Below are 14,825 nucleotides of genomic sequence, written 5' to 3'. Positions count from 1 at the left end.
CGTCCGGCGTGCTGGGCAGCAGTAGTGTCGCGAGCAGGCTGTGTTCGTACCGGGCAGTAGGACGGGCATGAGGAAGGGAAAGCACATGTTCCGTAAGGTGCTGGTCGCCAACCGTGGGGAGATCGCCATTCGGGCGTTCCGCGCCGGCTATGAGCTGGGGGCGAGAACCGTCGCGGTGTTCCCGCACGAGGACCGCAACTCGCTGCACCGGCTGAAGGCCGATGAGGCGTACGAGATCGGCGAGCCGGGCCATCCGGTGCGGGCCTATCTGTCCGTCGAGGAGATCGTCGCCGCGGCGCGGCAGGCCGGGGCCGACGCGGTGTACCCGGGATACGGCTTCCTGTCCGAGAACCCCGACCTCGCGCGGGCGTGCGAGGAGGCGGGGATCACCTTCGTCGGCCCGAGCGCGGAGACGCTGGAGCTGACCGGAAACAAGGCGCGGGCGGTGGCCGCGGCCCGGGCGGCGGGGGTGCCGGTGCTCGGCTCCTCGGAGCCCTCCTCTGACGTGGACGAGCTGGTACTGGCGGCGGAGGAGCTGGGCTTCCCGGTGTTCGTCAAGGCGGTCGCGGGCGGTGGCGGGCGCGGGATGCGGCGGGTCGAGGAGCCCCGGCTGCTGCGCGAGTCGATCGAGGCTGCGGCCCGCGAGGCCGAGTCGGCGTTCGGCGACCCGACGGTCTTCCTGGAGAAGGCGGTCGTCGAGCCCCGCCACATCGAGGTGCAGATCCTCGCCGACGCCGAGGGTAATGTCATGCACCTGTTCGAACGGGACTGTTCGGTGCAGCGCCGCCACCAGAAGGTCATCGAGATGGCGCCCGCGCCCCACCTCGACCCGGAGCTGCGCGAGCGGATCTGCGGGGACGCGGTGAAGTTCGCCCGGCAGATCGGCTACCGCAACGCGGGCACGGTGGAATTCCTGCTGGACCGCGAAGGCAACCACGTCTTCATCGAGATGAACCCGCGGATCCAGGTCGAGCACACGGTGACCGAGGAGATCACCGATGTCGACCTCGTCCAGTCTCAGATGCGGATCGCGAGCGGGGAGACCCTGCCCGACCTCGGTCTGTCGCAGGACACCGTCTATCTGCGCGGCGCCGCGCTCCAGTGCCGGATCACCACCGAGGACCCGGCCAACGGCTTCCGCCCGGACATCGGCATGATCAGCGCCTACCGCTCGCCGGGCGGCTCGGGCATCCGGCTCGACGGCGGCACCACCCACGCCGGCGCCGAGATCAGCGCGCACTTCGACTCGATGCTGGTGAAGCTGACCTGCCGGGGACGCGACTTCGACCATGCCATCGGGCGGGCCCGGCGCGCGGTGGCCGAGTTCCGTATCCGCGGGGTGTCCACCAACGTTCCGTTCCTCCAGGCCGTGCTGGACGATCCGGACTTCCGGTCCGGGCACGTCACCACGTCGTTCATCGAGGAGCGGCCGCATCTGCTGACCGCACGGCACTCCGCCGACCGCGGCACCAAGCTGCTCACCTACCTCGCCGACATCACGGTCAACAAGCCCCACGGCCCCCGGCCCCAACTGATCGACGCGGCCGGGAAGCTGCCGCGGGTGCCGGACGGGGCACCGCCCGCCGGGTCCAAGCAGACCCTCACCGAGCTGGGCCCGGAGGGTTTCGCCCGGTGGCTGCGCGAGTCGCCGCGGATCGGGGTCACCGACACCACGTTCCGGGACGCACACCAGTCGCTGCTGGCCACCCGCGTGCGCACCAAGGACCTCCTCGCCGTGGCCCCGGCGGTGGCGCACACCGTGCCGCAGCTGCTGTCGCTGGAGTGCTGGGGCGGCGCCACCTACGACGTGGCGCTGCGGTTCCTCGCCGAGGACCCCTGGGAGCGGCTGGCGGCGCTGCGCGAGGCCGTGCCCAACATCTGCCTCCAGATGCTGCTGCGCGGCCGCAACACCGTCGGGTACACCCCGTACCCGACGGAGGTGACGGACGCCTTCGTCCACGAGGCCACCGCCACCGGCATCGACATCTTCCGGATCTTCGACGCGCTCAACGACGTCGGGCAGATGCGACCCGCCATCGAGGCGGTGCGGAACACCGGCACCGCGGTCGCCGAGGTGGCGCTGTGCTACACCAGCGATCTGTCCGATCCGTCGGAGAAGCTGTACACCCTGGACTACTATCTGCGGCTCGCCGAGCAGATCGTGGACGCGGGCGCGCATGTGCTGGCCATCAAGGACATGGCGGGGCTGCTGCGCGCCCCGGCCGCCGCGAAGCTGGTGTCCGCGCTGCGCCGGGAGTTCGACCTGCCGGTGCACATCCACACCCATGACACCGCGGGCGGACAGCTCGCCACCTATCTGGCCGCGATCCAGGCCGGTGCGGACGCGGTGGACGGAGCGGTGGCGTCCATGGCGGGCACCACCTCACAGCCCTCGCTGTCGGCGATCGTGGCCGCCACCGACCACTCCGAGCGGCCCACCGGACTCGACCTGGAGGCGATCGGCGGGCTGGAGCCGTACTGGGAGAGCGTGCGCAAGATCTACGCACCCTTCGAGGCGGGCCTCGCCTCGCCGACCGGGCGGGTGTACCACCACGAGATCCCCGGCGGCCAGCTGTCCAACCTGCGCACCCAGGCCATCGCGCTCGGCCTCGGCGACCGCTTCGAGGACATCGAGGCGATGTACGCCGCCGCCGACCGCATGCTCGGCCACCTGGTGAAGGTCACCCCGTCCTCGAAGGTCGTCGGCGACCTCGCGCTGCACCTGGTGGGCGCCGGGGTGTCGCCGGAGGACTTCAAGGCCGAGCCCAACAAGTTCGACATCCCGGACTCGGTGATCGGCTTCCTGCGCGGCGAGCTGGGCAGCCCGCCCGGCGGCTGGCCGGAGCCCTTCCGCACCAAGGCGCTGGAGGGCCGCGCGGAGGCCAAGCCCACGACGGAGGAGCTGTCCGCCGAGGACCGGCAGCACCTCGCCGACGACCGCCGCCGGACCCTGAACCGGCTGCTGTTCCCCGGCCCGACGAAGGAGTTCGAGACCCACCGGCAGGCGTTCGGCGACACCAGCGTGCTGGACAGCAAGGACTTCTTCTACGGGATCCGCCCCGGGAAGGAGTACACGGTGGACCTGGAGCCCGGGGTGCGGCTGCTCATCGAGCTGGAGGCCATCGGCGAGGCCGACGAGCGCGGCATGCGGACGGTGATGTCCACCCTGAACGGCCAGCTGCGCCCGATCCAGGTCCGGGACACCTCGGCGGCCTCCGACATCCCGGCCACCGAGAAGGCCGACAAGAGCAACCCGGGCCATGTGGCCGCGCCGTTCGCCGGGGTGGTGACTCTGACCGTCGCCGAGGGCGACCAGGTCGAGGCGGGTGCCACCGTGGCCACCATCGAGGCGATGAAGATGGAGGCCACCATCGCCGCGCCGAAGGCCGGCCGGGTCTCCCGGGTGGCCATCAACACCATCCAGCAGGTGGAGGGCGGTGACCTGCTGGTCGACCTCGGCTGAGGCACAGCCTCACGGCCCGGTCCGGTGGAAGATTCAGACCACCGGACCGGGGCCTTGCCAATCCTTCGGCAACCGTTGACAAGGTTGCGCAACGGTGAACACCATGCACTATGTCGTTCACCCGCAACCTCTCCTCACACCGGTAGCGGGCCGCCATGGCCCCCACCCTCACCGACGTCGCCAAGAGCGCCAATGTGGCGCTGTCCACGGCCTCCCGCGCGTTCAGCAATCCGGACCGGCTGGGACCGCAGACCTTGCGCAAGATCCTGGCCGTTGCCCAAGAGCTGGGATACGAACCACCGGTGACCGCCCGTGCCGCCGAGGCTCCCGCCGACACGGAGACCGCCACGATCGCCGTCGTCGTCCCCGACATCGCCAACCCCGTGTTCGGGGCCTTCGTGAAGGCCGCCCAGGGCGAGGGCTGGCGCCGTCGGCAGACCGTGGTGCTCGCCGACACCGATCTGAGCCCGGACCGGGAGCGCGAGGTGATCGCACACATGACCGGGCAGGCGGACGGGCTGATCGTGTGCTCGCCCCGCCTGGAGGCGGACGAGGTCCTGGACCTGTGCGGACGCACGCCCGCCGTGCTGGTCAACCGGGAGACGGCCGGCGCCGACTGCGTGATCGCCGACGCCGCCCACGGGATGCGCCAGGCCGTGGAATACCTGGCCGCGCTCGGCCATCGGCGGATCGCCTACGTCCAGGGCATGCAGCGGTCCTGGTCCAACGCGCACCGGGTCGCGCTGATCCGCGCCGAGACCGAACGCACCGGACTGGAGCTGGAGTTGCTGGGCTGGCAGTCGGAGACGGTGGCGGGCGGCACGGCCGCCGCGGCGAGCGTGATGGCCTCGGGGGCGTCCGCCGTCATCGCGCACAACGATCTGATGGCCCTGGGCGTGATCTCCGGCGCCCGGGCGCTGGGGCTGAGCGTTCCCGAGCGGCTGAGCGTCATCGGCGTCGACGACATCCCCTTCGCCGAAGTGGCGCAGCCCTCCCTGACCAGCATCGCGGTGCCGATGGCCCGGGCCGGGGCGCTCAGCCACGAGCTGCTGGGGCAGGTCCTCGGCGGCGAGCGGCAGATGCCCCGCACCCTGCGGCTGCCCACCCAGCTCATCGTGCGCGGGTCCACCGGCCCGGCGTACTCCGCTCCGGTAGGGGCCGCGGTGGCGGCGGGGAAGGACACGCCATGACCGCGGAGCCCCTGACCGTGGTGGTCGCCGACCCCAATCTGCGTCCGCTGCGTGCCGAGTTCGAGGCCGCCCTTCCGGCGGGTACGGTCGTCAGCTGGCCCGAGCCCCGGGACACCGAGGCGGTCGAGGCCGCGGTGCCGCACGCGGACGTGCTGGTGGCGGGGCAGTGCACCGCCCGGACGGCCGCCCTCGCCACCCGGCTGCGACTGGTCCACACGGCCGGTGCGGGGACGGACAAGATCGACCTGACCGCGCTGCCGCCCGGGACCCGGGTGGCCAACACCTACCACCACGAGGACGCGATCGCCGAATACGCCGTATCGGCCGCGATCCTGCTGCGGCGCGGCTTTCTGCGCCAGCACGACGCGCTGCGCCGCGCGGTGTGGGACTCCCCCGCACACGATCCGCGCTCCCCCTGGATGGACTCGCTGTCCGCGGCCACCATCGGCTTCGTCGGCTTCGGTCACATCGGCGCCCGCTGCTGGCAGGGGTTCCGGGCGTTCGGCGCGCGCGGGGTGGCGGTCACCCGGCGGGGCGAGGTGGACGCGGCGGCCGAGGGGCTGACCTGGTCCGGGACCATCGACGACCTCGGCGCGCTGCTGGACACCTCCGACGTGGTCGTGGTGTCGGCGCCGCTCACACCGGAGACCACCGGGCTCATCGGCGAGGCCGAGCTGTCCCGGATGCGCCCGTCCGCGGTGCTGGTCCACGTCGGACGCGGCCCCGTCGTGGACGAGGACGCGCTGTACGAGGCGCTGACCAGCCACACCATCGGGGCCGCGGCGCTCGACGTCTGGTACCGGTACCCGACGAGCGGACACACCGGCGCCCCCAGCAGGCATCCCTTCGAGACGCTGGACAACGTACTGATGACACCGCACTCCTCCGGCCTCACCCGGCAGACCTTCATCCGCCGCGCCGCCGACATCACCGCCAACATCGGCCGGCTGGCAGGCGGCGAGCCGCTGCACAACGTGGTGGCGGTGGCCCGATGAGCACCACGCCCACGAGCGACACCATCGCCGCCGCCGAGGTCCTGGTGACCAGCCCCGGCCGCAACTTCGTCACGCTCAAGATCACCACCACCGAGGGCCTCGTCGGCTGGGGCGACGCCACGCTCAACGGCCGTGAGCTGGCCGTCGCCTCGTATCTGCGGGACCATGTGGCGCCGCTGCTCATCGGCCGCGACCCGGCACGCATCGAGGACACCTGGCAGTACCTCTACCGCGGGGTCTACTGGCGGCGCGGCCCGGTGACGATGACGTCCATCGGCGCGGTGGACATGGCGCTGTGGGACATCAAGGGCAAGACCACCGGCCAGCCCGTCTACCAGCTGCTGGGCGGCGCGGTCCGCGACCGGATCCTCACGTACACCCATGCCACCGGCTGGGACCTCCCGCAGCTGCTGGAGTCGGTCGACGCCCGGCGCGAGGAGGGGTTCCGCGCGGTGCGGGCGCAGAGTGGTGTCCCCGGCCTGGACACGGTGTACGGGGTGAGCCGGAGCGGCCGGGGATACGAACCGGCCGGGCGCGGCGCCGCCCCGGTGGAGGAGGTGTGGGACACCGACGCCTACCTCCGGCACGCGCCGAAGGTGCTCACCGCCGTACGGGACCATGTCGGTCCCGAACTGAAGCTGCTGCACGATGCGCACCACCGGCTCGCCCCCGGTCAGGCGGCGCGGCTCGGCCGCGCGCTGGAGGATGTGGACCTGTTCTGGCTGGAGGACGTCACCCCCGCGGAGAACCAGCAGGTGCTGCGGCACGTACGGCAGCACACCACCGTGCCGCTGGCGATCGGCGAGGTGTTCAACACGGTCTGGGAATGCCAGTCGCTGATCACCGAGCAGCTGATCGACTTCGTACGGACCTGTGTGAGCCACGCGGGCGGGATCAGCCATCTGCGGCGGATCGCGGCCCTCGCCGAGATCTGGCAGATACGGCTCGGCCCGCACGGCCCCTCGGACGTGTCCCCGGTGGCGCTGGCCGCGTCGCTGCACGTGGGCCTGGCCACGCCGAACTTCGCCATCCAGGAGTACATGGGCTACGAGCCGCTCGTGCACGAGGTGTTCGGGCACGCCTGGTCCTACGCCGACGGACATCTGCACCCCGGCGACCGGCCCGGCCTCGGAGTCGAGGTGGACGAAACGCTCGCCGCCCGCTTTCCGTACGAACCCGCCTACCTGCCGGTCGCGCGACGGCGCGACGGCTCGATGACGGATTGGTGAGGATCTCCCCCATGACCACGCCCCCCACCACGCTGGCCACCCCGGCGCGCCTGCCGCGCCTGGACCGCAGCACCGTCGCCGCGTCCGTGCTCACCCCGCGGCGGCCGCCCACCGAGACCGGCATCGTGCATCTGGGGCTCGGCAACTTCCACCGCGCCCACCAGGCCGTCCACACCGCGGCCGCGCTGGACCACACCGACGGCCCGTGGGGCATCCTCGGGGTCGCCGGACGCTCCGCCACCGTGGCCCGGGCGCTGCGCGAGCAGCAACTGCGCTACGCGGTGGTGGAGATCTCCCCCTCCGGCACCCGGGTCACCGTGCCCGCGGTGCACACCGGGGCGCTGGTGGCCGCGGAACAGCCGGACGAGGTCCAGGACGCGCTGGCGGCGCCCGGCACGGCCATCGTCACCCTGACGGTCACCGAACACGGCTACACCTTTTCCCCGCGCACCCACGGCCTCGACCTCGACTCCCCCGCGGTGCGGGCCGATCTGCGCGGTGACGGCCCGCCCCGGACCACCATCGGGCGGATCGTGCGCGGGCTCCAGCGCCGCGTACGCACCCACGCCCGGCCGCTGACGGTGCTCAGCTGCGACAACCTGGTGGGCAACGGGGCCCAGACCCGGCGGCTGGTGCACGAGTTCACCGAGGCGCTCCCGGCCGCGGAGCGCGAGGAGCTGCTGCCGTGGCTGGCGCGTTCGGTGACGTTCCCCAGCTCCATGGTCGACCGGATCGTGCCCGCCACCACCGATGTGTACCGTGACGCGGTCGCCGACCGCCTCGGGGTGCGCGACGCCGTCCCCGTACCGGCCGAACCGTTCTCCATGTGGGTCATGGAGGATCGTTTCGCCGCAGGCCGTCCGCGCTGGGAACACGGCGGGGCGCTGTTCACGGACGATGTGGAACCGTACGAGCTGCTGAAGCTGCGGCTGCTCAACGGCACCCATTCGCTCATCGCCTATCTCGGCGCGCTGGACGGGCGGGAGACCATCCCGGACGCCATCGCCCGGCCGTTCATCGCCGAGGCCGCGCGCAGTGTGCTCCACGACGACTATCTGCCGAGCCTCACCGTGCCCGCCGACATCCAACTGGAGGAATACATAGGGCAGTTGTTCGACCGCTGGGCCAACACCGCGCTGGGCCACCGCACCCGGCAGGTCGGCTCGGACGGCTCGGTCAAGCTCCGCCAGCGGGTGCCGGAACCCGCCCTGCTCCATCTGCGGGCCGGGCGGATGCCCCACCACCTGGCGCTGACCGTGGCCGCGTATCTGTGCTGTGTGGTACCGCCGTCCGGCTTCTCCCCCGGGCCCCATGCGGCCGCGATGGCCGATCCGGCGCGCGAGCCACTGGCCGACCTCGCCCGGTCCGCGCCCGCCGGGCCCCGTACCGCGTTCGTCGAGGCCGTGCTGGAGAGCGGGCTGCTCGGCGACGGCCTGACGGACCATCCGGCCTTCACCGCCCGGATCGCCGACCTCATCGACATCATCGTCCGGCACGGCCCCGCCGCGGCGGCGGCCGACGCCTGCGGCTCCCGGTAAGGCCCCGTCCAGAGCCCGGCCGAAGGCCCCGTCCCCCTTCGTCCCTCCGTCCCCGCCACTCCCCCTGCTTCGCCCTGCCCGATTCCGCTCCGGAACCGATCCGTTCAAGGAGGCATGGATCATGGAGAGCAACACCGCCACTCCCCCACCACCCGCCACCACCCCGACCGGTGAGCCGCCCGCCGACCCACAGGCGGTACGCCGCGCGGCCTGGGCCGGTCTGGTCGGCACCGCGCTCGAACAGTACGACTTCGTCATCTACGGCACCGCCTCGGCGCTGATCTTCAGCGATCTGTTCTTCCCCAATGTCTCGGCGTCCGTGGGCATCCTCGCCAGCTTCAGCACCTATGCGGTCGGCTTCGCCGCCCGGCCGCTGGGCGGGCTCTTCTTCTCCCGTTTCGGGGACCGCCTCGGCCGCAAGTGGGTGCTGATCGCGACCCTGTTCCTGATGGGCGGCTCCACCCTCGCCATCGGTCTGCTCCCGACGTACGGGGCGGTGGGCATCCTCGCCCCGATCCTGCTGCTGATCTGCCGCATGGCCCAGGGGTTCGGCGCGGGCGCCGAGCAGGCCGGAGGCGCCACCTTGCTCACCGAGACGGCCGCCCCAGGGCGGCGCGGCAGGTTGTCGTCCCTGGTCATGACGGGGGCGGCGCTCGGCACCGCGCTGGGCGCGGTGGCCTGGATGCTCGCCCAGCAACTACCCGATGACGCGCTGATGTCCTGGGGCTGGCGGCTGGTGTTCGCCAGCAGTCTCCTGGTGACCGTGGCCGCCATGATCATGCGCCGCAAGCTGCACGAGAGCCCGGTGTTCCAGGAGCTGAAGGCCCAGCACGAGCGGCCCGCCTCACCGGTCAAGGAGGTCTTCAAGCACGGCCGCAAGCCCCTGCTGCTGGTGATCCTCATGAACTTCGGGGTCAGCACGCAGTCGTACACCTACCAGGTGTTCATGGCCTCCTACCTGGTGTCCAGCGTGGGCGTCGAGAAGAGCTTCGTGCCCGAGGTGCTGCTGCTCGGCTCCCTCTGCGGCGGCGTGGCGGCCATCGCGTTCGGCGCCCTCTCGGACCGTCTGGGACGGCGCCCGGTGTGTTCGCTGATCCTCACCGGCATGGTGCTGCTGCCCGCCCCGACGTTCATCGCGCTGAACTCCGGCTCGAAGGTGGCCATCGCGGTGGCGATGGCGGTCGGCTTCATCCTGGCCTGCCAGGGCCTGGTCGGCGTGCACATGAGCTACTTCCCCGAGCTGTTCGGAAACCGCTACCGCTACGCCGGGGTCGCCCTGGGCCGGGAGTTCTCCTCGGTGATCGGCGGCGGTGTCGCGCCGCTCATCTGTAGCGCACTGCTCACCGCGTTCACCGGCTCCTGGATACCGGTCGCGGTCTACATGACGGTGGTCGCGGCGGTGAGTCTCATCACCACCCGGCTGACCCCGGAAACCCTGGACCGCGATCTGAACACCGCGGCCGACGCCACGGTCCCGCGCCAACCCGTGTGACCGGTACTTTCCCCATGACGGGCGGGTCGTCGGCGTCCTCCGGCGGCCCGCTCGGGGCGCATTTCCCCGCTTCTCCTCCGCTAGTCACCATCCTCTCAGATTGATTCAACTTTTGGCCACTCTGGCCCCACCTTGGCACCCTTGCCACGGTGTTCGGCCATGGATTCGAAGGAGACCGAACACGGATCCACCGCAAGGAGTGAAAACGCCTCATGAGTACCGTTGCCGCCTACGCCGCACCTGCCCCCAAGGCCCCGCTGGAGCGCACCACGATCGAGCGCCGCGCGGTCAGCGAGTTCGACGTGGCGATCGACATCATGTACTCGGGCATCTGCCACTCGGACATCCACCAGGTCCGGGAGGGCTGGAGCGAGGTGCCGTTCCCGCTGGTGCCGGGTCATGAGATCGCCGGTGTCGTCACCGAGGTCGGATCGGGTGTCACCAAGTACGCCGTCGGCGACCGGGTGGGCGTCGGCTGTTTCGTGGACTCCTGCCGCCGTTGCGAGAACTGCCGCAAGGGCCTGGAGCAGTACTGCACCGAGGGCCACACCGCCACGTACGCCTCCACCGACAAGTACGGCGAGACCACCTACGGCGGCTACGCCACCGGCATCGTCGTCGACGAGAACTACGTCGTGCGCATCCCGGACGCGCTGCCGCTGGACGTGGCCGCCCCGCTGCTGTGCGCGGGCATCACCACGTACTCCCCGCTGCGCCACTGGAAGGCCGGGCCGGGCAGCAAGGTCGCCGTCGTGGGCATGGGCGGCCTCGGCCACGTGGCCGTCAAGCTCGCGCACGCGATGGGCGCGGAGGTCACCGTGCTCAGCCAGTCGCTGCGCAAGAAGGACGACGGGCTGCGGCTCGGTGCCGACCGCTACTACGCGACCAGCGACCCGCAGACCTTCGAGGAGCTGGACGGCACCTTCGACATCATCCTGTCGACGGTGTCCGCGCCGCTGGACTTCGGCGCGTACCTGAAGCTGCTGAAGACGGACGGCGCGCTGGTGAACGTGGGCCTCCCGGAGGAGCCCATCTCGCTCAACCTCTTCTCGGTGGTCATGGGCCGCCGGACCCTCGCCGGTTCGTTCATCGGCGGCATCGCCGAGACGCAGGAGATGCTCGACTTCTGTGCGGAGCACGGGGTGGGCGCCGAGATCGAGACCATCCGCGCCGAGGAGATCAACACGGCGTTCGAGCGGGTGCTCTCCAGCGACGTCCGCTACCGCTTCGTCATCGACGCCGCCACGATCTGACGCAAGCTCAGTTCTGCGCCCACGGAGCGCATTCACGTCCTCGGCGGCCGTTCCCCTTCCGGGAGCGGCCGCCGAGGTCATTGCCAAGACATGGGATGAATAACCCTGTCGCGAGCCTTGACGACCCCAATGGTCCAGTCCATCGTATGAACGCGCCACGCCCGCGCATACGCGTGGGATCGACCATTTCCCGCTCCTCCGACCTCCTCCACAGGGGCCCACCATGGCAGAAGACTCTGCTCCACGCGGTTTCAGTCGTCGGACGTTACTCGGTTCCATGACCGCCACGGCCGTCGGCGTACCCCTCCTCGGGCAGCTGACGTCGGGCGCCTCCCCGGCCGCAGCGGCCGCCCTGGCGCCGCAACTGGTCTGGAACCCCAGCCCGTCCGGCGTCGGACTCAAGGCATTCGAGGGCATCGAGGCCGACCGCGGCAATCAGCATCCCGACCGGGACTACGTCGTGATCGAAGGCGGCGACCACTACCGCTTCAACATCTGGAAGGACGACCGCGACACCACCGGGGGCGGCGACCGCCAGCGCACCGAGTCCAAGGGCATGGTGCAGGGCGGTACGAAGCTGAAGATGCGGGACGGGGAGACCTGGACCCTCTCGTACGAGATGTACATGCCGTCCTCGCTGCACGGCACCAGCCGTTTCACGCACATCTTCCAGACCAAGACCCCGGTCGACAACGGCGGCCCGTACATCACCCTGGACCTCGGCCGCAGCGGCAGCAAGGAGACGTTGCGGGCCCGGGCGTACGCCAATTCCGGCTCGCCGGACATCGCCTCGACCGACCTCTCGCCCCTGCGCAACAAGTGGATCACCGTCGAGTGGAAGCTGACCGTCGGGTCCAGCGGAAAGGCCACGTTCACGGCACGTAACGGCACCGGATCCGGCGCCCCGGTCGCGGTGCAGGGCAGCATGTCGAACGTGAAGATGCCGGACCAGGGCGACTACCAGCGGCCCAAGTGGGGGATCTACCGGTCGGTCGAGAGCGCGTCCTCCGACATTCTCGACACCTATCTGCTCTTCCGGAACTACAAGGCGTACCGCGGCACCTGAGCGGCGTCCAAGCGGCTACCCGCGCCACATCCGAGCAGAAAACGAAAACACTCCGCCACGGGATGTGTGAGTGCCATACAACCGGGTATTCGAGCCAGCCGTGGCCAGGACGCCCGCTCCCGGGCACGGCCACTCGCATATCCCGATCTTGGACGGAATCATGACTGCTCTTCCCGATGACAACGCCGTTACCGCCACTCAGCACGCCCTCGGCGAGCTGGCTGCCGACCGTGCGGACGAGTCCGCGCTGAACACTCTCGCGGGAAGTGAGGTACTGCTTCCCGCCGCCGAGAGCGCCGAGAACACCGACCCGCAGGCGGTGACCCTGCCGGTGTTCCAGCAGGAGGACGGCGCCCAGCTGGTGCCGGTCTTCACCACTCCGGAGCGCATGCACCAGGCGCTGCCGCAGATCGAGCGTTACCACCAGGTGCCGCTGGGCGCGCTGGCTCAGGGCTGGCCCTCCGAGGAGCTTTCCCTGACCATCGACGCGGGTGCCCCGGAAGCGGTCACGCTGACGGCCACCGGGGTGAAGACCCTGCTCAGCCGCGCCGGCTGAGCGTTTCCCCCCATGCTCACCCAGGGCGCGGGTGTATGTGCGGACCGTAGTCGCGCACATACACCCGCTTCTTTTCGGGCACCCGCGTGAGCATGGACACACTGACCCGGATCGAACGAGCCATAGAGCGCTTCGAGGACGCACTGCTCGCCAAGGTGTTCCCCACCGAGCCGGTGGAACTGCTCGGCGCCCTGCGAGAGGAATGCGACAGTCAGGCGGTGGTGTGCAGTTCGAGCCGGGTGGTCGTGCCCAACGCCTATGACGTCGAGCTGTCCGACGAGGTGTACGAGGAGCTGTCCCGGCACGGCAAGCAGGCGGGCCAGACGCTCACGGACAGCCTGATGCGGCACGCGGAGGAGCAGGGGTACGAGTGGGCGGGCCCGCTCACCGTCCACGTCACCAAGTCGAGCGAGGTGCCCAACGGGCGCTACCGGGTGGCCGCCACCCCGCTGACCCACATCCGCGCGGACGCCTTCGCCGACGGCGCGGCCTAGCCCTCGCCCCTGGTCCTCGTCGCGAGCCCTCGCCCCTGGTCCTCGCCCCTCTAGCCCTCGCCGCTAGTCCTCCAGCAGCCCGCGCAGCACCCGGCCGAAGACCAGACGCCCGGCCCAGGCCGTCGGCGCGTCCAGTACCCGTGGCAGCCGCGCCACCCGCGCCTCCTCCCGCCACACCGCCCGCGACTGCTCCCCGCTGGCCCATACCTCGATCTCGGCCCAGCCCAGCACCACGGAGCCGCGCTTCTCCAGTCGGCACAGCCCCGGCCGTCCGCCGCCCGGCGGTTCCCAGCGGACCACCTCCATGGGGTCCTCGAACCCGGCCCGGCCCACCCCGGTGCGTGCCACGACCACCGACCCCACCCGCGTCGGCCCCTCGGACCGCAGGCCCACGCTGCTCAACGGCACGTATCTGCCGTGCCGCTGCCACTGGGTCAGCCGCCGCCATGTCTCGTCGACGGGGTGGGGCGAGGGACGCTCGATCAGGAAGAGGGCCACGGCGGGATCGTAGCGACCGCACAGGTCACGGGGCGTCCACCCAAGAGCGGGTAAAAAACGGCAAGATGTTTGAGCGACGGAAGTGAACGGTCCGTATTCACTGGTGTCGGCCGGCGCCTGACATCAGCGCGACGCGACAACTGCTCCGTACAACGACAAGCGGTCCCCGCCAGGAGGCTCCATGCGATCACGGTACTTTGTGACAGGCACCTCACTGCTCATCGGCTCGGTAGTGGTCACCCTCGCCGTGATCGTCTCCCCCGTGATGACCGGGTTGACGCAGGAATCCGCCACGAATCTCAGCAAGATGTCGGACAACCAGTTCGGGCCGCTCAGCGGGGCGGACAAGGACTTCGTGGTCAAGGTGCGGCTGGCGGGGCTGTGGGAGTACCCGGCCGGGAAGATCGGGATCCAGAAGGGGACGACGGAGCAGGTCAAGACCGCCGGTAAGCACCTGCTCGACGGTCATCAGCTGCTGGACGCCATCAGCCGGGACGTCGCGCCCAAACTCGGCATCACCCTGCCCAACAAGCCCACGCCACAACAGCAGGGCTTCATCGACACGATGAACGCGAAGACGGGCAAGGACTTCGACACGTACTACGCGAACATCCTGCGCGTCACCCACGGCCAGATCTTCAGCTCCATCGCCAAGATCCGGCAGACCACCAAGAACTCGCTGGTGCGCAGGCTCGCGGTCCAGGCCAACAACACCGTGCTCGACCACATCACCCAGATGGAGAAGACGGGGATGGTCAACTTCGACTCCGCCGTCTCGCAGATCACCACCACCCCGACCGAGGGCCCGGAGTTCACCACGCCGCCCAAGCCCGCCCCGGGCGAGCCCACGTTCATCGTCGGCACGTCCAAGCCCACGCCCCCGCCCAACAGCGTCAGTACGGCGGACAACGGCGGCGAGCAGAGCCTCGACCCGAACGTGGTGAACGGTGCCGGGGTGGGAGCGGCGAGCGGGGCCGGCGGGGTCACCACGCCGCCCGCCGTGTCCTCACCGCCCGCCGTCCCGTAACGCGTCTCCGGTGACGCTGCTCCG

General features: G+C 70.6%; 12 protein-coding genes. 11 read left to right on the top strand and 1 reads right to left on the bottom strand.

All coding sequences use genetic code 11. The annotated features are described in order from the left end of the window. Window positions 1-85: 85 nt before the first annotated feature. The 10 genes from HYQ63_RS39800 to HYQ63_RS39755 all read left to right on the top strand — a co-directional run bounded on the left by HYQ63_RS39800 (window position 86) and on the right by HYQ63_RS39755 (window position 13,276). Entirely contained in the window at window positions 86-3,463 is a 3,378-nt protein-coding gene (locus HYQ63_RS39800) for a pyruvate carboxylase (protein WP_179938721.1), read from the top strand. A gap of 155 nt (window positions 3,464-3,618) precedes the next feature. Then, window positions 3,619-4,653 (top strand): LacI family DNA-binding transcriptional regulator, encoded by a 1,035-nt coding sequence (locus tag HYQ63_RS39795; RefSeq protein WP_179938719.1) that lies wholly within the window; start codon window positions 3,619-3,621, stop codon window positions 4,651-4,653. Next, window positions 4,650-5,648, top strand: a complete 999-nt coding sequence (locus HYQ63_RS39790; protein ID WP_218929621.1) for a 2-hydroxyacid dehydrogenase — start codon at window positions 4,650-4,652, stop codon at window positions 5,646-5,648. The genes HYQ63_RS39795 and HYQ63_RS39790 overlap by 4 nt, the downstream gene beginning before the upstream one ends. Beyond that, window positions 5,645-6,877 (top strand): D-mannonate dehydratase ManD, encoded by a 1,233-nt coding sequence (gene manD, locus HYQ63_RS39785; protein WP_179938717.1) that lies wholly within the window; start codon window positions 5,645-5,647, stop codon window positions 6,875-6,877. The genes HYQ63_RS39790 and manD overlap by 4 nt, the downstream gene beginning before the upstream one ends. A gap of 11 nt (window positions 6,878-6,888) precedes the next feature. Next, window positions 6,889-8,415 (top strand): mannitol dehydrogenase family protein, encoded by a 1,527-nt coding sequence (locus HYQ63_RS39780; RefSeq protein ID WP_218929620.1) that lies wholly within the window; start codon window positions 6,889-6,891, stop codon window positions 8,413-8,415. Window positions 8,416-8,536: 121 nt separating this feature from the next. After that, entirely contained in the window at window positions 8,537-9,907 is a 1,371-nt protein-coding gene (locus HYQ63_RS39775; protein ID WP_179938715.1) for an MFS transporter, read from the top strand. Window positions 9,908-10,119: 212 nt separating this feature from the next. Further along, the gene (locus HYQ63_RS39770; protein ID WP_179938713.1) at window positions 10,120-11,160 is read left to right on the top strand and encodes an NAD(P)-dependent alcohol dehydrogenase; all 1,041 of its coding nucleotides are present in this window, start codon (window positions 10,120-10,122) and stop codon (window positions 11,158-11,160) included. 277 nt (window positions 11,161-11,437) lie between these two features. After that, the gene (locus HYQ63_RS39765; RefSeq protein WP_257232461.1) at window positions 11,438-12,226 is read left to right on the top strand and encodes a hypothetical protein; all 789 of its coding nucleotides are present in this window, start codon (window positions 11,438-11,440) and stop codon (window positions 12,224-12,226) included. A gap of 160 nt (window positions 12,227-12,386) precedes the next feature. Next, window positions 12,387-12,782 carry an SseB family protein gene (locus HYQ63_RS39760; protein WP_123108215.1) on the top strand — a complete coding sequence of 132 codons (396 nt, stop codon included), beginning with the start codon at window positions 12,387-12,389 and terminating at the stop codon, window positions 12,780-12,782. Between the two features lie 92 nt (window positions 12,783-12,874). Further along, window positions 12,875-13,276: a DUF3662 domain-containing protein gene (locus tag HYQ63_RS39755; protein WP_179938707.1), complete on the top strand. Its 402-nt coding sequence runs from the start codon at window positions 12,875-12,877 to the stop codon at window positions 13,274-13,276. 63 nt (window positions 13,277-13,339) lie between these two features. Here the strand turns inward: HYQ63_RS39755 and HYQ63_RS39750 are convergent, their stop codons facing one another. Beyond that, the gene (locus tag HYQ63_RS39750; protein WP_179938705.1) at window positions 13,340-13,774 is read right to left on the bottom strand and encodes an SRPBCC family protein; all 435 of its coding nucleotides are present in this window, start codon (window positions 13,772-13,774) and stop codon (window positions 13,340-13,342) included. A gap of 181 nt (window positions 13,775-13,955) precedes the next feature. Between HYQ63_RS39750 and HYQ63_RS39745 the strand changes: the two genes are divergently transcribed. Beyond that, window positions 13,956-14,801, top strand: a complete 846-nt coding sequence (locus tag HYQ63_RS39745) for a DUF4142 domain-containing protein (protein ID WP_179938702.1) — start codon at window positions 13,956-13,958, stop codon at window positions 14,799-14,801. Window positions 14,802-14,825 lie beyond the last annotated feature (24 nt).

It is taken from the genome of Streptomyces sp. Rer75 (assembly GCF_013414305.1).
GTDB lineage: Bacteria > Actinomycetota > Actinomycetes > Streptomycetales > Streptomycetaceae > Streptomyces > Streptomyces himastatinicus.
Note: the sequence above shows the minus strand (reverse complement) of the source record. Positions and strands in the feature narration are given on the sequence as shown.